Origin of the sequence: Mesorhizobium sp. XAP4 (genome assembly GCF_029269325.1) — a bacterium.
Classification (GTDB): domain Bacteria; phylum Pseudomonadota; class Alphaproteobacteria; order Rhizobiales; family Rhizobiaceae; genus Mesorhizobium; species Mesorhizobium ciceri.
In genome coordinates this window covers 162,639-187,896 of sequence record NZ_JARIXW010000008.1, presented here as the reverse complement: position 1 = coordinate 187,896, position 25,258 = coordinate 162,639, and the positions used below count along the sequence as shown (strand labels likewise).

The following is a 25,258-nucleotide window of genomic DNA, read 5'->3' as shown; positions in this document are numbered from 1 at the left end:
TGGCGGCTCGCCTGTGCGGGCCGCCGACCATTCGAAGGGACAGGCTATGCTTTACCCCGATACCGTCGAAGCTGAAGTCCTCGTGCACAAGCCGTGGTTTGTGGCGACGATGTTCGGCGTCGTCTTTGCGATCTTCCTCGCCTTCAACCTGACGTCGACGAGCTTCGGCGAATTGATGCGCCCGGTCATCGGCGAACCGTCGCAGAGCGGCCTCTATGGTCGGTTTGCCATCGCCTTCGTGATCGCGCTTCTGTTCGTCCTCAATGTCGTCCTGATCGGCTTCGCCTCGCTGCGTGTCCAGATCGCCATCGTCTGGTTCGAACTGCTGCTGCTCTTCCTGGCCTTCTTCGCGACCTTTCATCTCAGCCTGCCCTTCATCCGGGAAAAGCTGCCATTCCTGATTTCCCAGGGCGTGGTGACCACGCTCTACGTCTCGGCCATCTCCATCATCATCGCCTCCCTGATCGCCATACTGGGTGCCGTAGCCAAGCTCTCCACCAACGGCTTCGCCTACGCCATCGCAAGCTTCTACACTTCGTTCTTTCGCGGCCTGCCGCTCCTGATGCAGGTTTATCTGATCTATCTCGGCCTGCCGCAACTGGGCTTCGTGGTCGGTGCGGTACCCGCCGGCATCCTGGCGCTCTCGCTGTGCTACGGCGCCTACATGACCGAAATTTTCCGATCGGGAATCCAGAGCATCGACCGTGGTCAATGGGAAGCATCGCGCTCGATGGGTTTTGGCTTTTCGCTGACCATGCGCCGGATCATACTGCCGCAGGCGCTTCCGGTCATCATTCCGCCGACCGGCAACCAGTTCATTTCCATGCTCAAGGACAGTTCGCTGGTCTCGGTCATCGGCGTCTGGGAACTGATGTTCCTTGCCCGCACGCTGGGCCAGAAGACCTTCCAGCACATGGAAATGTTGATTTCGGCTTCTCTCATCTACTGGATGCTGTCGATCTGCCTCGAGCTGATCCAGTCCCGCATCGAACGGCACTATGCCAGGAGCAAGGTGCGATGAGCGCTCAAGCCATCATTGAAGCCAGAGCCGTCTCCAAATGGTACGGCCAGTTCCATGCCCTGAAGGACATCAATCTGACGGTCCACAAAGGCGAACGCATCGTCATCTGTGGCCCGTCCGGCTCCGGAAAGTCGACACTGATCCGCTGCTTCAATCGCCTCGAATCGCATCAGAAGGGCGACATCGCCGTCAACGGCATCCATCTTCACCCAAAGATGAAGAACGTCGCCGACGTGCGCAGCAATGTCGGCATGGTGTTCCAGCACTTCAACCTGTTTCCGCATCTGACCGTGCTGATGAACTGCATGGCCGGGCCGATGTGGGTCAAGGGCGTTTCCGCCGCCGAGGCACGCAAAACCGCGCTGCAGTTCCTGGAGCGCGTGCGCATTCCCGAACAGGCGAACAAATTCCCGGTCCAGCTGTCGGGCGGCCAGCAGCAGCGCGTCGCCATTGCGCGAAGCCTGAGCATGAAGCCGGCGGTGATGCTGTTCGATGAGCCGACATCGGCACTCGACCCGGAAATGGTGTCGGAAGTGCTCGATACGATGACCGCGCTAGCGCGCGACGGCATGACTATGGTTTGCGTCACTCATGAAATGGGCTTTGCACGGGCGGTGGCCGATCGCGTCATCTTCATGGATGCCGGCCGGATAGTCGAGGAAGGCAAGCCGGACAGCTTCTTCGGCAATCCTCAGCACGATCGGACCAAGCTGTTTCTCAGCCAGATACTGAAGCACTGATACGTACATTTTGCCAAGCCAATGGCGGTGAGATGTCATGGGGCAGCGGTTCCAGTTCGCCGATCGCGCACCAGGCACGGCAATCCACCGGTCCATGTCGGGACTGATAGAATCGCAAGCGCATTCGGCCCTATCTCACAGGCTCACCGGTCGCGGGGCTCGTCGCCGGGGTCTTGCTGGGCGCGGTGGCGGGACTTCTGCTCGCCCTGCTGTGCGTCAGCCTCGCGGTCAACCAGCTCGTAGCCGGGATTGCCATCAACTTGCTGTGCGCTGGCCTCACGGCCCTCCTGGCCCGCGCCCTGTTCGGGCTTGCGGGCGGCGGAACCGCGGTCAGCGGATTTGCTTCGCTGCCTGTCCCCTACCTCTCGGGATTGCCGCTGATCGGTCCGGCCCTCTTTAATCAGAATCCGCTGGCTTACATGCTGCCCGTGCTCGTGGCGGCCGTGACGATCTGCCTTTATCGAACGCAGGCGGGTCTAAGACTAAGGGCCGCCGGCGAGGGCCCGAGGGCGGCTGATCGCCCCGAAGTCACCACGGGGCGCGAGGCGCAGGTGAGCGCCCAGCATGCGGTGGCCGTCAGTCTGTTGCGCGGCCATGCTGGTGCGAAGACTTCAGCGATGCCGCGGTGAACGATCCGCAGGTCAAGGCTCTCCGTGCCAAGGTGCGCCCAGTCGAGGTCGACGCTGGCGCGTCGGTCGAAGCCGCGCATGTCTCAATCCGGTACACGGATGGCTCTTCTGTAGCGGTATCCGAAGGCGTTGCTACCGGCAGCCTCTATCGACCTATGTCGGACGCAGCGCTCCAGGAGAAATTTGCCGCCCTGGCCCGCTACGGTTGCCCGAAACTTGCCGTACGTTCGCTTGCCGATCGGCTTTGGACGCTTGCCGATCAGAAAAACGTCGGTGATCTCATGATGCTCGCTCGCCCCGAGGAGGCATATCCATAGGCACTTGCTCAACGCGTGGTGAAGGCTGCTTGGAGTGCGACGAAGGTCGGGAACGGTGCTATTCCGCCGGCATCTCAACCGCCATTCCCATACACGTCATGTGACCTCCATCGCTTCTTGCGGAGGAGGAAAATCTAACGTTCCGGTTGACCCCGCTTATGAGAAATTAGAGCCATAAGCCGACGGTTGCGCCATGCCGAACGGGCCTCAAGCTCTGGCTTCGCCAGTACTTCCCGGCGCTCGGCCGTGGCGAATTCTATCAGATCAGGAGACCAAGGTTTCGGATCGCGGCGATCCTGCGCGATCGAGTGGTAAAGCGTTCCCAAACGTTGCGCGTAATCCTCTATGCCACCGGGCGCATTCAGATCGATCGTCTCGAACGGTCCCATGAACGACCAGCGCAGGCCGAGACCATGAGCAACTGTTCGATCGATGTCGGCCACACTTGCCAAGCCCGCATCCAACAGCGCCCAGGCCTCGTTCAGCAGCGCACCTTGGAGGCGGTTGAGAATAAAGCCTTCGATCTCACGGTTGACGACGATCGGCACCTGTCCGACTTGCTCCATCGCCTCGCGCAGCCATGGAACGATTTCCGGATCTGTCCATGGCGCGGGTACCAGTTCGACAAGCGGCACCAGATGCGGCGGATTTACCGGGTGGGCGATCAGAAAGCGCGATCGCCTTGGGGCCTGTTCAGTGAACATCGAAGCCGGTATGCCGGAGCTGGAACTGCCTACCACCGCGTCGTCACGTATGGCTGCACCGATCTCGGCGCAAACGGCGGTTTTTACATCGGCGCGTTCGAAGACCGATTCCTGCACGTAGTCGGCCGCCGATACTGCATCGACCATGCTGTCGACCACTTCGATGCGCCGCGCGATTGCATCGACGTCATCGACCAAGCCGAATTCTAGCATGTCCAAAAGACTGGCGCGGATACGAGAGGGCGCGGCTTGCCGGATGTCTTCACTTGCGTCGAATAGGCGAACCGGGATGCCGGCACGCGCAAAGACCAGCGCCCAGCCGCTTCCGACGAGGCCGCCGCCAACAACGGCGACTTGCTTCAAGTTTGTTGACATCATCGTACCTTGGATGTCTCGCCGTCAGCCAGGCAGATTTCCGAAATGCGCAGTCCGTCCTTGGTGATCCGCGACGGAAAGCGGTCCTTGAGCCTTTCCTCGTGTACTGGAATGACACGTTGCGCTTCATAGCCGACCTGTTTCATCATCGCTTCGGTGGCCATCAACAGGTTCTGTTGGCTACCAAGAGCAAGACCGACCGGCACATACATCGGCGTATCGACATCGACGACGCCCCCTAGGCCTTCGACATTCTCGAAGACATAGACCAGGTCGCCGGCGAGCACCCAGGCATCGGAAGACCGCGCCTTGCCGTCGTTGCGGACATTGACCCACATGGACGCAAAGGTGTGGCTGTCGTAGGCGACATGAAGGTCGATCCCCGGAAGAGCGTTCTCTACGGTGCCATCGACGCAAATGAGCCGTTTCTGGCGCGCAAGATCGACGCCACGGATGATGTCACCGGGATCGACAGCCACCATCATCCAGCGGAGCCTGTCAGGCAGCGACATCGCCCAGGTCCACTTCGCGATCTCGCGTTCCTGAATGTAGAATTTCGCCTTCGGAAAATCCTCGACATTGCCGAAATGGTCGAAATGGGCGTGGGTGATGAAGACCGTATCGACCTCCTCGGGTGTCAGGCCGACCCCGGCGAGAACCTCCTTTGGGGAGCGCCAGTTCTCGACGCCGAACTTGTCTCCAAGGTGCTTTCCATAGTCTTTGTCGTTGTAGCCGACATCCACCATGGCAACGTGTCCGTTGCCTTTGATCAGGGCGTAGCAGTACGGAAGTTTGACGTAGCCCTGGTTGTGCGCACCATAAAGAACGCCACTTTTGTGGTATTTGGTGACGTAGGAATATTCGAGAATCCAGATCGAATACTGTGACATTATTTCCTCCCTAGACTGATGATAAGCGGCCTTCGGCCCCGCAGTTGCAACAGGAATGCCTGAAATCGACCATGGTCATTCCGAAGCGATCCTCGGATGCCGATTGCAGATGCCTGTAAGCCGCCGACAAATTGCCGAGCGGCTCGGCGAGGTCTGGGGTGTTCTTGGCAGCTTGCTGCTCGCGCAGAACAGCGAGGCAGGTGCCCACGAGCCTGTGTGCGCTGATCAACTGCTGCAGATGCACATCAAGGCGAGACGTTGTCCGCAACTTTGAAAGGCGTTCGCGGAGTTCGTCGAACAATTCCGCGGCACTGGCGATAGACGGAAGATCGAGCACTTCGCGGCGGCCGCTTGCCTGCAGCAGGATCATCAGGCCAGCGACCTGCCCGATTAAACGCTTAAGACCGTTGTAGACCTGGCGGGCCTCGAGACCATAGGCGACCACCTCATCCGCCACACCTTCAGGCAGAGACAAGGCCGCGACTTCGCGAGCGGGGCCAAAGCCAGCACAGTCCGGGCCATGAATTTGCGCCGCCCAGTCCAGCATCGACAGAGAAGACTTATTGCCTGCCATCGATGGCCCTCGTGGTGCTGCGTTCGACGAGTTTTCCCGGAATGCGCTGCAGGGCGGGCTGACTGGCATCGTTGCGCGACAGGGACAGCGTCAGGTCCACGGTGCGCTCCACCATCAGTTCCATTGGCTGACCAACAGTTGTGAGATCATGCGACGGCCAGGAGGCCATCGCGATGTCATCGAAACCAACGACGGACAGACGGTCCGGTATCGAAAGGCCGAAATCGCGTCTTGCCGCGTCCATCGCGCCGATCGCCAGGATATCGTTCGCACAGAAAAGCGCGGTCGGTGGTTCGTCGGACGAGAGAAACCCATGCGCGGCGGCATAGCCAGCCGCGTAGCTGAATTCCTGCCCTACGCTGCTGAGAGGAGCCTGCACGCCTCTTTCCAGGCAGCGGGCATGAAAACCCTTCCAGCGATCGACGTTGGTCGAGGCATTCGGCAAGCCGGCGACATAGGCCAGGCGCCTGTGTCCGAGATCGATCAGGTGGTCGGCGACCGTCCTGCCGCCGAGTTCATTGTCGCAAGTCACCGCATAGGACCGCTGGCTGGCATCGTAGCGGTTGAAGAACACGACGGGTGTACCGACCTTGCGGCAGGCATCGGACGATGCCGAAGAAAGCGTCGTGGCCAGGATGATCACCACGTCGGGGTGATAGGAGAGCAGGACGCGAAGCGTCTCATCCTCGCTGCGCTTTGGGTCGGTCACCACCAGCATCACATTCAGGTCGAGGGCTTGCAGCTTTCCTGTCAGCCGCGTCAGCACTTCGGGATAGAATGGATTGGTGATGTCGGACACGACGATGCCGACGATGCGGCTGCTCTTGGTGATGAGGCCGCGTGCGAGCGGATTGGGCTGGTAGCCGAGTTCCGCCGCGCGCGCGAGGATTCTCGCGCGCGTCTTTGGCGCGATCACGGCGTCCTCGTAAAAGGCTCGCGAAACCGTGGATACCGACATGCCCAATTGTCTTGCCAAATCTTTCACCGTTATGCGGGGCGTGTGAGGCTGCTTCAGGACGACTTCGGTCATGGCTGCTAGGCTCCAGTTTTAGCGGCGAACCATGTTTCGACGTGCTTTGTTCAAGGTCGTCAAGCGGCGTTTCGGCCGCCGTAGCGCCGCACGCGGATATTGGCCTGCTCGGCGTGTCCGGCAAAACCTTCCAGCATGCACAACCTCGAGCAATATTCGCCGACCAGTCCACTGGCCTCGTCGGTGAGGATCCGCTGGTATGTGCAGGTCTTGAGAAATTTGCCGACCCACAGTCCGCCAGTGTAGCGCGCTGCTTTCTTGGTCGGCAGCGTGTGGTTCGTGCCGATGACCTTGTCGCCAAATGCCACATTGGTGCGAGGCCCAAGGAACAAGGCGCCGTAGTTGGTCATGTTGTTCAAGAAGTAATCAGGGTAGCTCGTCATGACCTGCACATGCTCGGAAGCGATGCGGTCCGCCTCGCGCACCATCTCCTCATCGGACTCACACACGATCACTTCGCCGTAGTCTGCCCAGGCCTTGCCGGCGAGTTCCGCTGTCGGCAACCGCAGAAGCTGCCGTTCGACTTCGGCCATGGTTGCCCGGGCGAGCTTCTCGGAGGTGGTAAGCAAGACGGCGGGCGAGGTGGGCCCATGCTCGGCCTGGCCGAGGAGATCGGTTGCGCAGATCTCGCCGTCGACGCTTTCGTCGGCGATGATCAGTGTTTCGGTCGGGCCGGCGAAGAGGTCGATACCGACGCGGCCGAAGAGCTGGCGCTTGGCTTCGGCGACAAAGGCATTGCCGGGACCGACCAGCATGTCGACCGGGGCGATAGTACCGGTGCCGAGCGCCATGGCGGCTACTGCCTGCACACCGCCAAGCACGTAGATTTCGTCGGCACCGCCCAGATGCATGGCGGCGACGATCGCCGGATGCGGGCCGCCGTGGAAAGGCGGTGCGCAGGCAATCACGCGCTTCACGCCGGCTACGCGCGCCGTGACTACGCTCATATGCGCCGAAGCAACCATCGGATATTTGCCGCCGGGCACATAACAGCCAACGGCATTGACTGGAATGTTGCGGTGGCCGAGTACGACGCCGGGCAAGGTCTCGACTTCGATATCCCTGATGGAATCGCGCTGATGCTGGGCAAAATTGCGCACTTGCGCCTGGGCGAAGCGGATGTCTTCGAGATCGCGTGGAGCAACCGCGGACAGGGCTTTTTCAATGTCCTGCTCGGAAAGGCGAAAGCTTTCTGGCGACCAGTTGTCGAATTTTTCAGAGAGCTCGCGCACGGCCGCGTCACCTCTCGCCTCGACGTCGGCGAGAATATTTTCAACGGTCAATCGCGTTCTGGCGTCGACCGCCGCCACTGTGCTCGCGTCCTGGCCGCGCTTGAGATAACTGGGCATGTTCGTCCTCGTTCTTGAAAAAGGTGGAGCGGGCGGCGTGACGCCGCCCGCCTTGGCCATTACGGATTGACGGTTGGCTGAACCTTGGTGAGCTTGTACTGGTCTGCCGGCGGCTCGCATTTCTGGCAGTTGATGCCGGGCTCGTCGGCGGCTTTCGGAACATCGGCCGGCAAAGGCTGGATGGTCGCGCCTGGGGTTGGCTTGCCTTCAAGCGCCGACTGGATGGAAAGCTCCGGCAGAAGCGTCGGGCTGAACACCTCCGTCACGAAGGAACTGGGCACGACGCCTTCCGGGAAGGCGTTGCAACCATCTTCGAACGTCTGGCCTTTGCACAGCTTGACCTGGTCGGCGGGCACCCATGGCAGAGGATATTCGATGTTGCCCGGCTTGAGATCGCGCTTTCCAGTCAGGGCTTCCATCATCAGCTTGAAAGCATAGCCAGCACTGGCCGGCGGCGAGCCGGCGGAAACGCCTTTCAGGCCACGCTTCTGGAAATCTGGATTGGCCAGCGCAAGGCGGAAGCCATTCGAGTTTTCGCCCGTCATCGGCACCAGTTTGCTTCCCTTGTCCATGAGGGCCTGGATCGCACCGTATTCACCGGCCTGAGCCCAGATGCCGTCGACGTCGGGATGCGCTGCGAGCGCCTTGGCTGTTTCCTGCTGGGTCGTACGGTCGTCCCAGAAGGAATAGTATTCGTCCACGACCTGTATGCCGGGGTACTTCTTGAAGACCGACATGGCTCCATCGGTGTGGCGCTTGTCGACCGAGTTGCCGGGAACGCCGCGGCTGAGGAAGATCTTGCCTTTGCCGCCGAGCGCATTGACCAGGGCCTGAGCGCTGTTCTCGCCAAAGCCAGCGGTAATGTAACTGACGTTGTAGGCGCAGGGCTCGGTGACCGTCGCGTCGTACATGAAGAACTTCACGCCCTTCTCGCAGCCTTTGTGGATGACGCGATTGAGGGCGGTGGAAGAAATCGGAAAGCTGATAATGCCGTCGGCTTTGGCGGCAATCATGCTCTCATACGCAGCGATCTGAGCCTGGGGATCCGTGCCCGAGATCACCTGGGTCAGTTCCACGGTCTTGTCGTAGGGTGGGGTGGCGGCAAGCGCCTTGACGATGTTGGCTGCCTCCGACTGCCAAGAGTTGCCGCTGTAGCTCATGCTCAGGTAGATTTTGAACTTCTTGTCCTGCGCTGACGCCGACGGGGCGGTGAGCGAAAGGCTGACCGCGGCAGTACAAAGAGCGGCTGCGCATAGACTTAGTTTTCTCTTCCAGTTTGGCATCGAAGGTCTCCCAGATCGTTGACCGCTTGTTGATGGGAACGTTCTCACTGAACGTCCCGGATCGCCGGGCGCGGGCGGTCTTTACCGCGCCAGTCGGCGTCTTAGGAACGCGAAGGTGTTTTCCCTCAGCAGGAGCAGGGCAATGAGGATGATCGAGCCCTCGATGACCGTGCGCCAGCCCTGTGGAATGCCAAGCGCCGAGATCACCGTACTCAACGCGGTGAGCAGGATGGCACCGCCTATCGTGGCGACGAAAGAGCCGCTGCCACCAAGAATGGACGAGCCGCCGATGACGACGGCCGCAATCGAGGGAAGCAGATAGTCGTCGCCCATGCGCAGCGTTGCGCCGTTTGCGTAGCCCGCCAGCATCATGCCGGCAAACCCGGATGCGGCTGCGCTCAGCATATAGGCGATCAGAACCGAACTGCGCACTGCAATGCCCGCGACATGAGCCGCGACCGGATTCGCGCCGATGGCTGTCAGGCGGCGACCGTAGGATGTTCGACCCTGCAGCACTGAGCCGAGGATGGCGAAAACCAGGATGAATAGGAGGATGACCGGGATGCCGATCCAACTCGCTTTCATCAGAGCGGTCAGGATTGGGGGAGCCGCGCCGCGCGGTGTGCCGCTCGTAAGCCCAAGTGCTGCGGAAGCGGTGATGATCCCCGTCGCCATGGTCATGATGAAGGGCGGGATACGCAGCAAGGTCACCCCAAGGCCGCTGATCCCGCCAATGCACGCGCAGATCAGCAAGATCGCCGGTATCAGCGGCAAGCTCATGCCGCTGGAGGCATCGATCCAACTGGTCGTCAGCACGCCGCCAAGCGTTATGAGCGCCGGGACTGAAAGGTCGAGACCTCCGATCATGATGACGATCCCCTGGCCGAAGGCCACGACGATCAGGAACGACGCCAGAAGGATTATGGTGTTGACGTGATCCCATGAACCGAGTGCCGGGCTGACGAAGCGTGAACCCAGCACCAGCAGGATACTGATACCGAACACGCAGACCGCCGTGATTGTCTCTGGCCGCAAGCGTGCGGTACGCCTATTGTCGGCGACACGTTCCGTGTGCCGTTGGGCCCGCGGGGCAGGGGCTACAGCCGCCCCGGGAGGGTGCGCTTCGGTCACGTTGCACCTCTTCGTTCAACAAAATGCGTCACGACATTTCCAAACACCACCGCCAGCACGAGCACCACGCCCTGGAAAATGCCGGTGTAGAAGGACGACACGCCGCCGGCGAACAGCACCTTCTGCAGCAACATGAGCGTGGCGGCGCCGATGATGCTGGCGATGACACTGCCGCGCCCACCGCTCAGCGACGTGCCGCCGAGCGCCACGGCAGCGAAGGTCAGCATCAGGAAAGAGGCGCCTGCGTTGGGATTTCCTGTCGCAGTTTGAGCGCTGAGCATGAAACCCGCGAGGCCGTAGAGCATGCCACCGATAACAAAGCTTAGAATTCGGACGCGTTTGACATTGATGCCTGACAGATGCGCAGCTGTTTCATCAGCCCCCACGACATAAAGGCCTGTGCCGAACGCCGTGCGTCGGCAAATCATCCAGAGAGCGACAACGCCCGCGACGAAGAGCCCCGAGATCGGGATCACGCCGAAAAGCACGTCGGTCAGATCATAGGAGATGAAATCCGCGACCGTACCTCCCGGCGCGTCGAGGATCACCAATGAAAGGCCCTGGCAGATGATCATCGTCGCCAGCGTGGCGGCGATCGACTGGAGACGCAGCACGGCGACCAGGAAACCGTTTACCAGGCCGACCACGCCTCCGATCGCCAGGCAGATGGCAAGGCTTTCGACTGCCCCCAACGGGCCGTCCAGCGGATAAGCCGCCATGATGACATTGGTTAGCGAGATGACGCCGGCGACGGAAAGGTCGAAGCCTCTGGACAGCACGATCAACGTCTGACCCGCCGCCGCGATCGCAAGGGGAACGGCATTGTTCGTCAGGTTGAGCACTGTGTCGGCGGTCAGCGCGGTAGGATCCCATATGGAATACAGGCCATACAGGATGATGTAGAGAACGATGATGATGCCGGTGCCGCTGGCCAGTAAGGCTTTTGCCCTTGCCGGCATTGACGGGGCGAGGCGGTGAGAGGTGGCTGCCGCCTTGGTTGCAAGAATGCTCATGCCGCGGCCTCGCGCTTTGATTTTGCGGGGTCTCGGGAATGACCGGTAAGGGCTGCGACCAGCGCACGCTCTTCGATGGCTTCGCCCGTGAACTGCTCGAAAATTCGTGCGCCGTAGAGCACCAGACAGCGGTCGGCCAGACGCGTCAGTTCTGTAAGTTCCGATGAATAGAGAAGCACCGATCCACCCCTGTCGGCAAAGGCCTGAATGGCCGCGTAGATAGCCTGCTTGGTGCCGACATCGACGCCTCGGGTCGGATCGTAGAGAAGCAATGTACGCGCGCCCGTAAACATCGCACGCGCAAGCAATGCCTTCTGCTGATTGCCTCCGGAGAGGTCGGCGATACGAAAATCGAGATAGCGAGGATTGAGTTCGACCCCTTCGGATGCCCGTGCGGCACTGTGCCGTTCCAGCGCGGGCCAGACAAAACCGGTCCGGCTGATGTTCTGGATGACGGGCAGCACGATGTTTGCTGCCGTCGACAGTGTCGAGAATATCCCTTCCACCTTGCGTTCTTCGGGAAGGAAGCTCAGTCCGGCCGCGATGGCATGACGTGGGCTTTTAGGTTGTACGGGCTTTCCCCCGACCAGGATTTGTCCCGACGTCGCTTTATCCAGGCCGACAAGGGTGCGGAAAAGTTCGCGCTGGCCTTGGCCTTCCAAAGCGGCGATGCCGACGATCTCGCCCTCTTTCACGTCGAGTGTGACGCCCTTGAGCTTTGCGCCGGTGACATTGTTCAGTTCGAGCGCGGAACGCGTCTCGCGAGCGAACGAGTGGGTGCGGCGCCCGTGCGCCATCTCCGTGCGGCCGACCATCAGCTCGAAAATATCGGCATCGCTGGCGTCCGATAGTCCGACGCTTGCCACGGAACGGCCGTTTCGCAGCACCGTTGCCTGCTTGCACAAGGTGCGCACCTCGGCCAGGCGGTGTGAAATATAGAGGACGGCGGTCCCGGCCGCAGTCGTGCTGCGAACCAGATCGAACAGCCATTCGACATCGGTCAATGCTGCCGTAGGCTCGTCAAGGATAAGAACCTTTTCGGCATAGTGCATGGCTCGGGCGATCTCGAGCCGCTGCCTGTGGGCGAGCGACAGGCTGGCGATGCCGGCGATCGGCGAGACGTCATCCAAACGATAGCGATGCAGGATTTCAGCTGCGGCTCGCGCTGTCTGGTAGGGAGAGACCAGGCCGAACGCCCCGCGCTTCATGGCGGGCAGCAGCAGCGCTTCGGCAACGGTCAAGTTGGGCGCGAGGCTCAATTCCTGGAAAGCCGTGGCGACGCCTGCTTGTCGCGCATGCAGGATCGAATGCGGCGCATAGACCGCACCGTCGAGACGCATCTGACCGCTGTTTGGCGCAATCACACCGCTGAGGATCTTGACCAGCGTGGATTTGCCGGCGCCGTTTTCGCCGAGCACCGCATGGACTTCGCCCGCCGCCAGATCCAGCGACACATTTTCCAATGCTGTGGTCGCGCCGTAGGATTTGGTAACGGCAACGGCCTGCAATCGTGGCGGCGACACACTCAACAGATTTCCTCCAAAACGCCCTCTTCCATCCCAAAACACGCAGTGAGAACGTTCTCTTTTTACTATTTCATCGAAATGCGCTGTAATCAACAGATCATCGACCCTTTAATTGCGGAGCCGCATATCTTCCGATTTCATGCCGGGCTGCTGCTTTCAACGGCGGTTCAATGAGACCGCAATGATGATGATGGCTCCCTTGATGACCTCCTGGATGCTGGTCGATAGACCGAGCACGAGAAGACCAAATCCGAGAATGCCTATGAAGATTGCGCCGACGACGGAACCGACGATTGATCCATAACCGCCAAAGAGACTTGTCCCGCCTATGATCACGGCCGCGATCACATCCAGTTCAAGACCCGCTCCCAGGCTGGGATTGCCAGCCGTGGAGCGGGCCGCGAGCATCAGGCCCGCAAGGGATGCGGTCATGCCGGATATCGCAAAGGCGAAGATTTTGACGCCGTCCGTGCGCACACCGGAAAAGCGCGCGGCAACAGCATTTCCACCGGTCGCATAAACACGCCTGCCGTAGGGCATTTGATGCAGCAGGTAGTAGCCGACGGCCGTAAGGACGATCGTCCACCAGATCGGTGCCTGCATGCCCAGAAAACTGCCGTTCCAGAACAGATTCGAAAAATCATCATCGACGATCGACACGGGCCGGGTGCCGGTGATGGTCAGTGCCAGTCCGGAAAAGATGGACAACATTCCAAGCGTTACGAGAAACGATGGAATGCGCAGTTTTGTAACAAGCACGCCCGACACCGCGCCGATCGAGGCCCCGGCGCCCAACACCAGAAGGGCGGCGACATAGGCCGGGACACTCTGATCGAGCAGCAACGCTCCGATCATACCTGAAAAGCTGGCAACCGAACCGACCGACAGGTCGATTTCACCGCAGATGATGACGAACGTCATGCCGATCGCCATCACGGAAACGATGGCTGTGATACGCAGAACGGCGCTTGCGGTTGAGACTGACGCGAAATGGGGGGCGAACAAGACGAAATAGAGGGTGATCGCCAGGAAGATCACATAGGTGATGTGATCGCGGAAAAAATTCATCGCACTAGCGCGCATCGGCATCGAGGACGATTTCATGCTGCAACTCCCTGAGCGTGTACGCTGGTTTGTCTGGCGGCCTCGGCCTGCAGCAACGCGCGAAGCCCGGTCTCGTCGTGCGCGCTGCCCATGCTGCGCGTTATCCGCCCCTGCGCCATCACCAGAATGCGATCGGACAAATCCAGGAGTTCTTCGAGTTCCGAAGAAATGAGCAGCACGGCGACGCCATCGCCCGCCGTGCGGCGCACAAGCTCGCGCATATCGCGCTTGGCATTGACGTCCACGCCGGAAGTTGGCTCATCGAGGATCAACAGCTTCGGCTTCATTGCCAGCCATTTTGCGAAGACGATCTTTTGCTGATTGCCGCCTGAAAGCTCCTGGGCTTTCTGTAAGGGGCCGCGGCACAGGATGTTGAGGTCGTCGCGGTATTGTCTGAACAGAGCCGCTATCCGCGCCTTCGCCATCGGCCCAAGGGGACCCGCGAGCGAGAAATCGGAAAGCCGGGGAAGCGCAAGATTCTCCTCGATTGAGCGCCCGCCAACAAGCCCTTCGAGCCGACGGTCTTCGGGAACAAGCGCGACACCAGCAGCGATCGCTCTGCTTACGCTGCCCGGCCGAACGGGTTCGCCTGCGACACTGATGTGGCCGGATACGTCTGGAAGGATGCCGAACAAAGCCTTGCCCAAGGTCGAGCGGCCGCTGCCGACAAGCCCGGCAAGGCCGACGATCTCGCCTGGATCGATCGAGAACGATATGTCGGACAGCTTGCGCGACGTGGCTAGATCGCGGACCTCAAGAGCCGGCGCCCCGATCGACGTTGCCGGGTGGCGTTTCGCGGACACTGTGGCGGTCGGCAAAGGCGCGTCGCCCCTCGGCCGCGACATCATCGCAGCGATATCCTCGATGGATGTCTTGCTCGGATCAAGTGGGCCAACCAGTCGGCCATCTTTGATGATCGAGATGCGATCCGAAAGCCGCAGCACATCGGCCATGCGGTGGCTGATGTAAACGATACCGATTCCGCCCTGCTTGAGCTGACCGATGGTCCGAAAAAGCGTTTCTTCCTCGTGGATGGTCAGTGATGAAGTCGGCTCGTCCATGACGAGCAGCTTGGCGCCCCGCGAGATCGCCTTGAGGATCTCGACCATCTGGCGTTGGGCGAAGGCCAGATCGCCCACACGCGCGGAAGCATCAAGCGAGAAGGCGTACCGCTCGATCAGAGCCTGGGCATCGCGAACCATTGTTCTGGTGTCGACGCGCATGCCGAAGGCGAGTGGCTCGCGAAGGATGAACAGATTTTCGGCAACCGAGCGGTTCGGCAAGACGCTCAGTTCCTGGAAGATCATTGCAATACCGCGGTCGATCCTGTCGCGAAGCGACAAGGCCGTGACGTCCTCTCCGGCGAACAGAATGCGGCCTTCATCCGTTCGATAAGCTCCCATGAGAATCTTCATGAGCGTCGATTTGCCCGCACCGTTCTCGCCGAGCAGCGCGTGCGTTTCACCGGCCATGACCTCGAACGAAATATCAGACAGCACGCGGTTTGCGCCAAACGACTTGCTGATGCGTTGCATCGCTACGATCGCGTTGTGGGACGGTGACGTTTTCGCTTCGGCCATGACGATTTTCTCGATCGCTAGGGGAGCGTCGGCGGCCTGTTGGAGCCCGCCGACGAAAAAGTGGGCTAGAAGCACTCGCCGTTGCAGATTTTTACCACCGAGGCCGGAGCATCTTCCTTGGTGACCTGCTTGAGGGCACTGAGAAGGTCGAGCTTCTTGACACGCAACGTCGGCACCGAAATGTATGGCGGGACGTCATGTCCAAGCAATGCAAGCGCGGCCGCCTTGGCCTCGGCGACGCCCTGGTCGTAGGGACGCTGCGCGCCTACGGCCAGAAATTCGCCGCGTGCAACGTTCAGCGCGCTGTCAGCGGCAATGTCATTCGTGGTGACGACGATATCGCGGCCGAGTGTCTTCGCCGCGGCCACGACTTGCTGGGCGGGCGTGTCCCAGGCAACGAAGATGCCCTTCATGTCGGGATGCGCCGTCAACATTGCGGTGGCAACCTCGTAAGCCTTCTCGGGGGCTGTGAAGGTGCCGACATCCGCGACCTTGATGTCGGGATGTTCGCCGAACGCCTTCAAGGCACCGACCTTTCGGGCTGCGACGGAGTAGTAATAGTCATAAACCAGCGTGATGATGCCGACCTCGCCCTTGCCGCCAATCGCCCCGACAAGTTCCTGCGCGGCGAAGTAGGCGTTCTTTTCATTGTCGGAGGCGACAACGGTCACATAATCCTTGCCGGGCGCCATATCGACCGGGACGTTGTCCATGAAAACCAGCTTGATGCCGGCGGCCGCCGCCTTCTTGTAGGCTTCGGACTCAGACTTCGGATCGATCGGGATCGAGAAGATCACGTCGGGCTTACGGGCGATCATCTGCTCCAGATCGCTGATTTGCTGACCGGGCTGGAACTTGGCGTCGGTGGTTCCAACAATTTCGATACCAAGATCCTTGAGTGTGTTGCTGATTCCGGCAACCTGCAACTGAGGCCAGCCCGCATCCATTGTGTGCATCACCAGTCCAGCGGTAAACTTGCCCGCCTTGAGCTTGGCAAGATCCTCATCGGAGAATTTCAGCACGTCCGGCGACACCGCCGGCGGACCATCCGGGAAGCCTGGGACGGGTTGGCCCCTCGGCGACAGGGGCAGCGGCTCGAGCAGAGCTTTTGCTTCCGGTGGGATGGTGTCATCGGCGAGAGCCGACGATGCGGCCAGTCCCGATAGCGCCAAGGCCAAGGCGGCCGCCATAAATCCACGATAGTACATTTCATTCCTCCCGATCATATGAAACGGCCGTAGCGGCCGGGTGGCGACCTGGCTGGTCGTACTGGTTGGGCGCTGTTCAGCGCCCGTAAGGCATCAATGCCGCCGTGGCGGCACCCGAATAGTTCACGTAGACCGTCTTCTTGCGCATGTAGCTCTCGAGCCCATGCACGCCGTCGTCGCCGCCCAGTCCGCTTTCGCGGAAGCCGACATGGAAACCCTGCAGCATTTCCGGTCCGATCCGGTTCACGTAGATCTCGCCGAACGAAACCTCGTTGACGGCGTTCATGACGCGGCCCAGATCATTGGTGAAAAGATAGGCCGACAGGCCATAGTTGCTGGCATTGGTGATGCTGACAGCCTCCTCGAAAGTGTCGAAGGGCATGATCGGCACGACCGGACCGAAGATTTCGCGCGTCATGATCGGCATGTCAGGCGTCACATCTGTCAGTACGGTCGGATTGAGCCAGTAGCCGCCATCGATGGGCGCCTTGGTCGGGCGCCCACCGGCGAGAGCAAGCCTCGCGCCGCCCGCCACGGCTTCCGCAAGCACCGCCTCGACCTTTTCCAACTCTTCACGGCTGACTTTCGGGCCGATATCGGTATTTGCCTGCATCGGATCACCGACGACGAGCGACTTGGAGAATTCCACAAAGCGTGTGACGAACTGATCGTAAATCGAACGGTGAACGAGCGTGCGTTCGTTGCATATGCAGACCTGTCCGCAGTTCATGTAGCGCGACGTGGCTGCCGAACGAACCGCCAGCTCGAGATCGGCATCAGCCAGGACGATGAATGGCGCCTTGCCGCCAAGCTCCAGCGAAACAGGCGTCAGATTACGCGAAGCATTCGCCATGATGCGCTTACCGGTCGGGACGCTTCCTGTCATGGTGATGAGGTCGACGCCGGGTTCGCTGCAGAGCACTTCGCCTATGGTTTCACCCCGTCCCGTTATGATGTTCACGACGCCGGCCGGCACGCCCGCTTCGACAAAGATGCGAGCCATTTCGAGCGCCGAAAGCGGCGTGTCTTCATGCGGTTTGAGGACGATGGTGTCGCCGGCGATCATGGCGGGCGCCACCTTTCGGCTGACCAGGGCGCTCGGGTAATTCCACGGAATGATGGCGGCGACAACGCCTACCGGCACACGCTGTATCCAGACCTGCTCTCCCGCGTAGTCGGACGGCAGGATCTCACCTTGAATGCGACGGGCAAATTCGGCGTAGTAGTCGAAGAACTCGGCTGCGCCGCCGACTTCACCTATTGCTTCGTTGATCGGTTTGCCTTGTTCCCTGACCACCACCTCGGCCAGATGCCGGGCGTTCTGCCGGATCAAGACCGCGATCCGCTTCATGATCGCCGCACGGGCAAGAGGCGATTTGAGCCCCCAAGCCTTCTGCGCCTTGCGGGCGGCGTCTATCGCCTGGCGAGCCTGATCCGGGCTTGCCTCGGGCACGTCGACAAAGGCCTTGCCGTTGGCCGGGTTGATAACCGAGCGCGTGCCAGCTTCGCCGACGACGAACTTCCCGTCGATCAACATGAGATACGATGTCTTTTCTTCTGCTGACATGGTTCAATCCGGTTCTGCGTGCGTTGCAGGCGTGCCGACGCCTAAGGGTTGGATTTCGCCGCGGCCATCTGGACCGCGAACTCGATCGCTTCGACCAAGCTGTCCTCGTTGGCGATGCCCTTGCCGGCGATGTCGAAGGCCGTACCGTGGTCGACGGAGGTGCGGATGATCGGAAGGCCGAGCGTGACATTGACACCGGAGAGCGCTTTCCACTCACCGGTCTCGGGATCGACATTGAAGCCGAGCAGTTTCACCGGGATATGGCCCTGATCGTGATACATCGCGACCACCGCGTCATACTGGCGGGCGCGCAACTTGACGAAAACCGTATCGCCGGGAACAGGCCCAAACACGGCAAAATCGGCGGAGTTGTAGGAGGCGACGACTGGGGTCGTGATGTCGATATCCTCCCGGCCGAAAATGCCGCCTTCGCCGGCGTGCGGGTTAAGCGCGGCAATCGCAATTCGGGGATGGGAAATGCCAAGGCCGTGCAACGCCTCGACCGTCAATTGGATAACCCGCCGCAACCGAGGTTCGGTCAGTTTCGATGGAACCTGGGCCAGCGCGACGTGGGTCGAGACGTGGCTGACGCGAAAATCGCCATGGGCAAGCATCATCACGGAATCGCGCGCGCCTGTCAGCTCAGCCAGCATGTCGGTGTGGCCGGCATAGTGATAGCCGGCCAGGTTGAGCGCTTCCTTGTTGAGAGGAGCCGTAACGATACCGGCAATTGAACCGGCCTGGGCCAGGCGAACAGCTTTTTCGATCGCCAGATAGGCGAGGCGCCCGCCTTCAGCCGACATGATGCCTGTCTCAATGGGTGTTTGTTCGGGGCCGGCTTCGAGAATGGCTACAGCGGGAAACGTCCCAGCGGCCGAAGCTGACGGTTGTTCCTCCTCAATGCGCCCAGAAATCGACTCCATTGTCCGCATCGCGGTGACGCTGCCGATGATGAGAAGGGACAGCGACCCGTCGGCAAGGCGCGGTTTCAGCCGTGCGCATGCCTTGGCGATGATCTCGGGGCCGATGCCCGCAGGATCACCCATTGTGATGCCGAGTCTTGGACCAGACATAAACGCCTCTAATCGGTCAATTGTGGTCATCTTCTAATCTCTCTAACCATGGATGCGCAATAGTTTTCTTTTTCGGTCATTCGTAATCAGCTGCGCGACGAAATCCGCCGGCCTGAATCCCTCTCTGGGAGGGCAGGGCCGTTGTAGCAGGCGGCTGAAGCATCGTTTGACGTCATTTGACCGGCGGGAATGGACCCGCCCGGTGCTTTTGCCGGTGACCGTCTTGATCAGCGACGCGCGAGAGTCGCGAGCCTGCAGAAGAGGGCGCTGTCGCCGAACGCGCCAGATTTGGAAGTTGTGGCTAGCCCTTGGAAAACGCCGCCTTTGATTCTGGAGATCGGAAGCCCCGGTTCAATCTCGCTCTCGACCGTGAGTTCGACGACGCCGAGGCTGGAGCACACCGATCGCAATGTTTCGCCGCCAGTGACGAGCAGCGTTCCGGGCTTTGGCAAACCGTCGAGAAGCGACGCAAACACCTTGCCGATATGATCTGAAACCGCGTGGCGATCGCCCGATGCAACGACGGTGACAACCGACGGCGCACCTCGCATGATTCGTTTTGCCAGATCCCTTTTCGCTTTGTCGATGTCGCGTTCCACAACGATATGCCCATCAGCATGCTTGGCGGCAAACGAGGCCACCTGTCCCGCCGTGACTTCGTGATTTGTGCCGACAAGGCCCAGGAACGGGGCGGACAATGCCGGAGCAGGCTTGCGTGGTATGCTCAGGTGTCGCGCCAGCGCTGCAGCCAGGCCGCCCGTACCAACCCAGAGTGTGCTGGGCGCGCCCGCCGTTGCAACGATCTCGTCCAGGTCCTTGTCCGTTTCGGCGTCGTAGAGGGTGATGAAATGAAGTGGTCGCGCCCCCGGTACCGCCCGGCCGGACGAAAAGCGCTGGCCTAGTCCGGAGACGATGTCGGGACCTACCATTTCGGGCCGATCGAGTCGCCATTGACGCCCAAGGCGTGTAACGCGGCCCTGAAATGGGAACGCTGGTGCCAGAACAACCCGCTGGTACGCACCCTCGACGATGCAGGCTTCTATTTCGGCAATGACGTGACCGCGCAAAAGGCTGTCGATCTTCTTGAAGCTCAGTTGTCCGGCGGCCAACCATGGCGCGAACTTCAAGTGTCTGGCGACGGCCGTTGTCTCGGCGCCCTCACGTGTGGCGATATCGACAGCCAAACGGCCCGAGAACGCGCGATCCAGTTGCCAACTCACCGCAACACCTTGGCCCGGCGAGGCGAAGCAAACCGCGCTATCCAGGGCGCCGGTCAGGTCGTCGGCGACGATCCGGATATCCACGGCCTCAAGAGCGCTCAACGGAAGAACCCGAACGGCTGACGCGAACGACTCGGACGTTTACATCGAGCGTCCGAAGATTGGTGAGGTTGGCCTGATCGATGCCCTCGTCGGTAATGATCTGGTGGATATCGGCCAGCCGGCAGATGGTGCAGAAATTCGGAGTGGTGAATTTGGAATTGTCGGCAAGCACGACGACGCGGCGCGCCGCGGCGATCATCGCCTGCTTCATCGCCGCGACCTCAAGCGAGGTCTCCGTGAGCATGTCTCCGGTGATGGCATGAGTGCCAAGAATTGCCACATCGGCGTGGATGGTGCGCAGGAAATTCTCGCCAGGCTGGCCAACCAGAGTTAGAGAACCCGGCTTGCAGGTGCCTCCAAGCATGACGAGGCGTATCCCCGGCACGGTTGCGAGGATCTGGGCGATCGCCAGGCTGTTGGTGACGGCCGTAAGCGCGATGGGGGCAGCCGCGATGGCGCGGGCGACTTCCAGAACAGTCGTGCTTGCGTCGAAAATGACACTCTGCCCGGGGCGAAGTTCCGACATCATGGCCGCACCTATGGCCTCCTTCTCAGCCCTGGCGAAGTGTGCGGCAGTGGCGAGATCCGGCTCGAAGGTGGCGAGTTCCGTGCGGTGAAGCATTGCTCCGCCATGCGTTCGCTCCAATGCTCCTTGCCGTTCCAGTGTTTCGAGGTCGCGCCGGATGGTTGAAGGTGACGCCCCGATGAGATCGATGAGTTCCTGAATGCCGACGGTTCCTTCCCGTTTAAGGCATTCGAGAATGAAAGCATGACGCTTGGCCGGAATAAGATCGACCCGTCCACGCCCGCCATCGTCTTCCCATGACCCGGCGGACGCTGACGGCGCCATATCTTCCACCGTTGATTTTCGAACATTCCTTGCCACGTTCCTATCTCCGCACAGTGCAGCAACACGCTCGCCGGAATCATGGCGAGCCCAGCATCGCGAATATCACGAATCCATTCGGCGAGCCCACTGGTTTGTCATGGCGATGAGTGAATTCCTATCGCTTTTGGCCTTATTAGAATTATTTTGACTGATTTTGACCATATGTGATAAGGCATGATCGTCAATTGTGGTCAATTGAAGCTGACAAGTGCGCAGTTCTTGTCAAAAAATGGGAAATTAAGTCAGCGATTCAGAGCGCTTGGCTCTGTTGCGAACCGGGTTGGAGGAACCATGTCTTTCTTGTCGAAGCTGAAATCGGCCCTTGTCGGCGCCGCTGCCGCGGCCGTCTTGTCAACGGCGGCTGTCGCTGCCGATGAACCCACGGTCGGCGTTGTCGTGCCGACCCTGGATGCGCAATTCTGGAACAGCTATGTCGCCTTCATGAAGAAGGGAGCGGATGAGCTTGGGGTAAAGCTCGTCGTGCTCAATGCCGACAACAAGCCCGACCAGATGGTCAAGTCGCTTGAGGACCTGGTGGCCCAGAAAGTTGACGGCATTGTTTTCACACCTTATTGGGCCACTGCCGCTCGCGGGCTTACCTTGGCGAAGGAAGCCGAGATACCGGTCATCCTCACCGACAGCTACCCGGATTTTTCGCCTCAAACCGAGCGTTTCCCGAATTACATCGCCTTTATCGGGCCGAGCGATGAGGATGCCGGATACCAAATGGCCAAGGCGCTGTTCGCCGCGATCAAGCCGGGGTCGGATGGCAAGAAAGTGATCGGCGTGGTGAACGGCACCGCCGGCACCTCGGTCGCCATTGATCGCCGCAAAGGGCTGGAAGACGCTCTCAAGGAAGCGCCCGATGTGCGCGTCGCCGGCGAAGTCGATGGGAATTTCGTCCGTGATACGTCACAGACCGCGTTTGAATCGCTCTTCCAGGGCAATCCGGACATCATCGGCGTCTGGGCCGCGAACGGCGGCACTGCGACCGGCGTGATGGCTGCGCTCAAGAATCACGGGAAAGCGCCCGGCAAGGACGTTATGGTCGTCGGAATGGATCTCAACCCTGAGAACGTCGATGCGGTAAAGTCCGGTGACCTGCTTTTCGATATTGGCGGTCATTGGCTTCAGGGCGGCTTCGCCCTTGTCGCCCTATTCGATCACATTAAGGGTATTCCGGTTCCCGCGGACGCCGACAATGTCAAGCTGAAGCTGCTGCCGCTAACCAAGGATCGCGTTGCGCAGTTCGAGAAGGACTTTCCCGGCGGCGTGCCGACATATGATTTCCGGCAGCACTCGCGCTTCTACAACAAGGACGCCAAGCCGGCCGTTTTCGAGATGCAGTATAGCAACTGAACGTCCGATTGGGCCTGCCTGCAATCCCAAGGTTGCAGGCAGGCCCTGCCTGGCATTTGGGCGTAGTCAATTCATGACACTTGCTGCGAGAGACCTGCGCAAAAGCTACGGCCACACACGTGCCGTGGATGGCGTATCCGTGGTGCTTCGGCCCGGCATGGTTCACGCCATCGTCGGCGAAAACGGAGCCGGAAAATCGACGACCTTGCGTATGCTTGCGGGCGCGGAACGGCCTGACAGTGGCGTCATGACCTTGGATGAAGCAAGCTATGCGCCACCAAGTGTCATCGGTGCGGCGGCCTTTGGCGTCTCGCTTGTATACCAGGAAATCACGATCAACCGTTCGCTGACCGTTGCCGAAAACATCTTCATCGATCGCCTGCGGCATTTCGCCGGCCCTCTCGGTTTTATCGACCGCAGACGTATGGAAGCCGCGTCGCAAACGATCCTCGAACGGATCGGCGCGCAAATATCGGTCTCTGCCGACACAGGCCGCCTCAATCTCGGCGAGCTGAAATGCATCGAGATCGCCCGAGCGCTGTCTACAAATCCGAAAATCCTCCTTCTCGACGAATCCACCGCCTATCTCGATCATCGAGAGGTTCAGGCCGTCCTTCGCGTCATCAGCGAACTCAAGGGGCAGGGGATGACTGTAGCCTTCGTTTCTCATCATCTCGACGAGGTGCTCGCCGTCGCCGATGAATTGACGATCCTGAAAGACGGGCAGTATGTCGGAACCTATCGCACGACCGAGATCGAGCCCAATGAAATTCATCGCCGCATGGTGGGGCGCGAACTCGCGAAAAGCATCTATCCGCCGCGGCCGCCGAAAGATCCAGGCAAGCCGCGACGGGGTCCTGTTGTCTTCGAAGCCTGCGAGGTCGCCGTTGGGCGCGAACTCGACGGCGTCAGCCTGGATGTACATGCCGGCGAAATCCTCGGCCTTGCCGGATTGAAAGGCGCTGGCGCCGAAGCGCTGTTCGCAGCCATTTGCGGCGACTTGCCTTTGCGCAGTGGCTCGATGAAGCTTGAAAATGGTTCATACGCGCCGTCGAGTCCGACTTTCGCCTGGCGACAGGGCGTCGCTCATTTGCCTGGTGACCGTCACAATGAAGGCCTGATCGCCGACTTCAGTCTCCTCGACAATCTGGTGATGGCCCGCCCACCGCATCGTGGGCCGTTCTTCGATCGCGCCGCTGCCATTGCCATCGCGCGTGACCTCATCGCCCAGATAGGCATCAAGACGCAAAGCGTCGATGCGTCCTGCCGTTCACTCTCGGGAGGCAACCTGCAAAAGGTGGTGATCGGCAAATGCTTGGCTGTCCACCCACGTCTGCTCCTGCTCAACAATCCTACACGCGGCGTCGATATCGGCGCCCGCACGGAAATCTATCGCATCATTCGGCAGAAGGCGGCGCAGGGCCTCGCTGTGATCCTGTCTTCAGAAGACATGCCCGAACTGATCGGTATGTCGGACCGCTTGCTGGTGCTCCGGCAAGGACAAATTACGCATCGCATCGAGACGGCAGCCGATGCCACCGAGCATGACATCATTGGACATATGGCCTGACCATGGAAACGAATGAGACCTCGAGTGCCACCAAAACACCGAACGCAATCGGAGAACCTACCGTCAATGCTGGCAGGTTCGAACTCGTCAAACGCGGCTTTCCGCTTGCCATGCTCGTTCTGCTCATTGTGATCTTCTCGATATCGTCGCCACGCTTCTTGACCTTCAGTAACCTTCTAATTGTGCTTCAACAAGGCACGGTGCTGCTGGTTGCCGCGCTAGGCATGACCTTCGTCATCATGGCCGGTTCAATCGATCTGTCGGTCGGTTCAATTGTTGCACTCGCGGCATTGGCAGCCGCGTTGACAGCTGACAGCCTTGGCGCTGCGGCGATCATTCCCGCCATTGCCGTCGGTGCTGCTGCCGGATTGATCAATGGATTTCTCCTGGCCAAGGGCAAGGTGCCGTCCTTCATCGCAACCATGGGAGCGATGGTGGTCTACCGCGGCGTCGTGCTTCTTTTCACCCGCGGCGCGCCTGTCTCGATCGAGGATGAGCAATTCCTGAATGTCTATACCAATCGGACTTTGGGCATTCCGCATTCCGTGATCATTGGCCTGGTGCTGATGGTTGTCGCGTATGGCATCATCAACAGGACGGTGTTCGGGCGGGAAGTTCGTGCCATCGGCGGCGGGGAACGTGTCGCCATTTTAACGGGCATTCAGGTCGCTCGCGTGAAAATCTATATGTATGTGCTTCTCGGTGCCTTGTGCGGCATTGGTGGCTTGCTGCAAGCCGCGCGCGCCATGGCCGCCACCGCCCAACTCGGGGAGGGGCTTGAACTGGACGTCATAGCCGCGGTGGTGGTCGGCGGAACACCATTGACCGGAGGCGTAGGCAGCGTCGTCGGTACCATGTTGGGCGTCTTGATCATCACACTGCTTTCGAATGGCATGAACATGGCTGGTGTCGATCCGTACCTTCAGAATATAGTCAAGGGTACGGTTCTGGTCTGCGCCGTATTCGTGACCATTGATCGCAAGAAGATCGGCATCATCAAGTGA

General features: G+C 60.2%; 23 protein-coding genes. 7 read left to right on the top strand and 16 right to left on the bottom strand.

What is annotated here, in order from left to right:
- The first annotated feature begins 46 nt into the window (after nt 1–46).
- From P3C39_RS29395 to P3C39_RS29380, 4 genes are all read left to right on the top strand, one after another.
- Nucleotides 47–1,021, top strand: a complete 975-nt coding sequence (locus tag P3C39_RS29395) for an amino acid ABC transporter permease (protein WP_013525195.1) — start codon at nt 47–49, stop codon at nt 1,019–1,021.
- Entirely contained in the window at nt 1,018–1,761 is a 744-nt protein-coding gene (locus P3C39_RS29390) for an amino acid ABC transporter ATP-binding protein (RefSeq protein ID WP_275954791.1), read from the top strand. The genes P3C39_RS29395 and P3C39_RS29390 overlap by 4 nt, the downstream gene beginning before the upstream one ends.
- 122 nt (nt 1,762–1,883) lie before the next feature.
- A complete protein-coding gene (locus tag P3C39_RS29385; RefSeq protein WP_275954856.1) occupies nt 1,884–2,390 on the top strand; it encodes a hypothetical protein in 507 nt (168 codons plus the stop codon).
- Nucleotides 2,387–2,707, top strand: a complete 321-nt coding sequence (locus P3C39_RS29380; RefSeq protein ID WP_275954792.1) for a hypothetical protein — start codon at nt 2,387–2,389, stop codon at nt 2,705–2,707. The genes P3C39_RS29385 and P3C39_RS29380 overlap by 4 nt, the downstream gene beginning before the upstream one ends.
- A gap of 134 nt (nt 2,708–2,841) precedes the next feature.
- Here the strand turns inward: P3C39_RS29380 and P3C39_RS29375 are convergent, their stop codons facing one another.
- The 16 genes from P3C39_RS29375 to P3C39_RS29300 form a co-directional block, all read right to left on the bottom strand.
- Nucleotides 2,842–3,774: a 3-hydroxyacyl-CoA dehydrogenase gene (locus P3C39_RS29375; RefSeq protein ID WP_245265400.1), complete on the bottom strand. Its 933-nt coding sequence runs from the start codon at nt 3,772–3,774 to the stop codon at nt 2,842–2,844.
- 11 nt (nt 3,775–3,785) lie between these two features.
- Entirely contained in the window at nt 3,786–4,676 is an 891-nt protein-coding gene (locus P3C39_RS29370) for an N-acyl homoserine lactonase family protein (protein ID WP_275954793.1), read from the bottom strand.
- A 10-nt stretch (nt 4,677–4,686) separates the two neighbouring features.
- Nucleotides 4,687–5,250 (bottom strand): hypothetical protein, encoded by a 564-nt coding sequence (locus tag P3C39_RS29365; protein ID WP_024505171.1) that lies wholly within the window; start codon nt 5,248–5,250, stop codon nt 4,687–4,689.
- On the bottom strand, nt 5,237–6,280 hold the full coding sequence (locus P3C39_RS29360) for a LacI family DNA-binding transcriptional regulator (RefSeq protein WP_024505172.1): 1,044 nt from the start codon (nt 6,278–6,280) through the stop codon (nt 5,237–5,239). The genes P3C39_RS29365 and P3C39_RS29360 overlap by 14 nt, the downstream gene beginning before the upstream one ends.
- Before the next feature lie 59 nt (nt 6,281–6,339).
- On the bottom strand, nt 6,340–7,629 hold the full coding sequence (gene hisD, locus P3C39_RS29355; protein WP_275954857.1) for a histidinol dehydrogenase: 1,290 nt from the start codon (nt 7,627–7,629) through the stop codon (nt 6,340–6,342).
- Nucleotides 7,630–7,688: 59 nt separating this feature from the next.
- A complete protein-coding gene (locus tag P3C39_RS29350; RefSeq protein ID WP_024505174.1) occupies nt 7,689–8,912 on the bottom strand; it encodes a sugar ABC transporter substrate-binding protein in 1,224 nt (407 codons plus the stop codon).
- Nucleotides 8,913–8,993: 81 nt separating this feature from the next.
- On the bottom strand, nt 8,994–9,917 hold the full coding sequence (locus P3C39_RS29345; RefSeq protein ID WP_050580526.1) for an ABC transporter permease: 924 nt from the start codon (nt 9,915–9,917) through the stop codon (nt 8,994–8,996).
- 122 nt (nt 9,918–10,039) lie between these two features.
- Complete coding sequence (locus P3C39_RS29340) at nt 10,040–11,056, bottom strand: ABC transporter permease (protein WP_024505176.1); 1,017 nt, start codon at nt 11,054–11,056, stop codon at nt 10,040–10,042.
- Nucleotides 11,053–12,579, bottom strand: a complete 1,527-nt coding sequence (locus P3C39_RS29335; RefSeq protein ID WP_027035676.1) for a sugar ABC transporter ATP-binding protein — start codon at nt 12,577–12,579, stop codon at nt 11,053–11,055. The genes P3C39_RS29340 and P3C39_RS29335 overlap by 4 nt, the downstream gene beginning before the upstream one ends.
- Nucleotides 12,580–12,738: 159 nt before the next feature.
- Nucleotides 12,739–13,686: an ABC transporter permease gene (locus P3C39_RS29330; RefSeq protein ID WP_027035675.1), complete on the bottom strand. Its 948-nt coding sequence runs from the start codon at nt 13,684–13,686 to the stop codon at nt 12,739–12,741.
- The gene (locus P3C39_RS29325) at nt 13,683–15,266 is read right to left on the bottom strand and encodes a sugar ABC transporter ATP-binding protein (protein WP_024505179.1); all 1,584 of its coding nucleotides are present in this window, start codon (nt 15,264–15,266) and stop codon (nt 13,683–13,685) included. Before P3C39_RS29325 ends, P3C39_RS29330 begins: the two co-directional genes overlap by 4 nt.
- Nucleotides 15,267–15,331: 65 nt before the next feature.
- Nucleotides 15,332–16,474 carry a substrate-binding domain-containing protein gene (locus P3C39_RS29320; RefSeq protein ID WP_275954794.1) on the bottom strand — a complete coding sequence of 381 codons (1,143 nt, stop codon included), beginning with the start codon at nt 16,472–16,474 and terminating at the stop codon, nt 15,332–15,334.
- Nucleotides 16,475–16,550: 76 nt separating this feature from the next.
- Entirely contained in the window at nt 16,551–18,041 is a 1,491-nt protein-coding gene (gene aldA, locus P3C39_RS29315) for an aldehyde dehydrogenase (protein ID WP_024505181.1), read from the bottom strand.
- A 41-nt stretch (nt 18,042–18,082) separates the two neighbouring features.
- Nucleotides 18,083–19,114 (bottom strand): 4-hydroxythreonine-4-phosphate dehydrogenase PdxA, encoded by a 1,032-nt coding sequence (gene pdxA, locus P3C39_RS29310; protein WP_196815418.1) that lies wholly within the window; start codon nt 19,112–19,114, stop codon nt 18,083–18,085.
- Between the two features lie 227 nt (nt 19,115–19,341).
- The gene (locus tag P3C39_RS29305; RefSeq protein ID WP_275954795.1) at nt 19,342–20,436 is read right to left on the bottom strand and encodes a four-carbon acid sugar kinase family protein; all 1,095 of its coding nucleotides are present in this window, start codon (nt 20,434–20,436) and stop codon (nt 19,342–19,344) included.
- The gene (locus P3C39_RS29300; protein ID WP_275954796.1) at nt 20,423–21,286 is read right to left on the bottom strand and encodes a DeoR/GlpR family DNA-binding transcription regulator; all 864 of its coding nucleotides are present in this window, start codon (nt 21,284–21,286) and stop codon (nt 20,423–20,425) included. Before P3C39_RS29300 ends, P3C39_RS29305 begins: the two co-directional genes overlap by 14 nt.
- Before the next feature lie 213 nt (nt 21,287–21,499).
- Between P3C39_RS29300 and P3C39_RS29295 the strand changes: the two genes are divergently transcribed.
- Genes P3C39_RS29295 through P3C39_RS29285 form a run of 3 tightly spaced genes read left to right on the top strand, consistent with a single transcriptional unit; the run spans nt 21,500 to nt 25,258 of the window.
- The gene (locus P3C39_RS29295; protein ID WP_275954797.1) at nt 21,500–22,684 is read left to right on the top strand and encodes an ABC transporter substrate-binding protein; all 1,185 of its coding nucleotides are present in this window, start codon (nt 21,500–21,502) and stop codon (nt 22,682–22,684) included.
- Nucleotides 22,608–24,254 carry a sugar ABC transporter ATP-binding protein gene (locus P3C39_RS29290; RefSeq protein ID WP_275954798.1) on the top strand — a complete coding sequence of 549 codons (1,647 nt, stop codon included), beginning with the start codon at nt 22,608–22,610 and terminating at the stop codon, nt 24,252–24,254. Before P3C39_RS29295 ends, P3C39_RS29290 begins: the two co-directional genes overlap by 77 nt.
- Before the next feature lie 2 nt (nt 24,255–24,256).
- Complete coding sequence (locus tag P3C39_RS29285; RefSeq protein ID WP_275954799.1) at nt 24,257–25,258, top strand: ABC transporter permease; 1,002 nt, start codon at nt 24,257–24,259, stop codon at nt 25,256–25,258.

Coding starts and splice junctions, on each gene's coding strand:
- P3C39_RS29395 (WP_013525195.1), top strand. CDS start 47: ATGCTTTACCCCGATACCGTCGAAGCTGAAGTCCTCGTGCACAAGCCG.
- P3C39_RS29390 (WP_275954791.1), top strand. CDS start 1,018: ATGAGCGCTCAAGCCATCATTGAAGCCAGAGCCGTCTCCAAATGGTAC.
- P3C39_RS29370 (WP_275954793.1), bottom strand. CDS start 4,676: ATGTCACAGTATTCGATCTGGATTCTCGAATATTCCTACGTCACCAAA.
- P3C39_RS29365 (WP_024505171.1), bottom strand. CDS start 5,250: ATGGCAGGCAATAAGTCTTCTCTGTCGATGCTGGACTGGGCGGCGCAA.
- P3C39_RS29360 (WP_024505172.1), bottom strand. CDS start 6,280: ATGACCGAAGTCGTCCTGAAGCAGCCTCACACGCCCCGCATAACGGTG.
- hisD (WP_275954857.1), bottom strand. CDS start 7,629: ATGCCCAGTTATCTCAAGCGCGGCCAGGACGCGAGCACAGTGGCGGCG.
- P3C39_RS29350 (WP_024505174.1), bottom strand. CDS start 8,912: ATGCCAAACTGGAAGAGAAAACTAAGTCTATGCGCAGCCGCTCTTTGT.
- P3C39_RS29340 (WP_024505176.1), bottom strand. CDS start 11,056: ATGAGCATTCTTGCAACCAAGGCGGCAGCCACCTCTCACCGCCTCGCC.
- P3C39_RS29330 (WP_027035675.1), bottom strand. CDS start 13,686: ATGAAATCGTCCTCGATGCCGATGCGCGCTAGTGCGATGAATTTTTTC.
- P3C39_RS29325 (WP_024505179.1), bottom strand. CDS start 15,266: ATGGCCGAAGCGAAAACGTCACCGTCCCACAACGCGATCGTAGCGATG.
- P3C39_RS29320 (WP_275954794.1), bottom strand. CDS start 16,474: ATGTACTATCGTGGATTTATGGCGGCCGCCTTGGCCTTGGCGCTATCG.
- aldA (WP_024505181.1), bottom strand. CDS start 18,041: ATGTCAGCAGAAGAAAAGACATCGTATCTCATGTTGATCGACGGGAAG.
- pdxA (WP_196815418.1), bottom strand. CDS start 19,114: ATGTCTGGTCCAAGACTCGGCATCACAATGGGTGATCCTGCGGGCATC.
- P3C39_RS29300 (WP_275954796.1), bottom strand. CDS start 21,286: ATGGCGCCGTCAGCGTCCGCCGGGTCATGGGAAGACGATGGCGGGCGT.
- P3C39_RS29295 (WP_275954797.1), top strand. CDS start 21,500: ATGATCGTCAATTGTGGTCAATTGAAGCTGACAAGTGCGCAGTTCTTG.
- P3C39_RS29290 (WP_275954798.1), top strand. CDS start 22,608: ATGATTTCCGGCAGCACTCGCGCTTCTACAACAAGGACGCCAAGCCGG.
- P3C39_RS29285 (WP_275954799.1), top strand. CDS start 24,257: ATGGAAACGAATGAGACCTCGAGTGCCACCAAAACACCGAACGCAATC.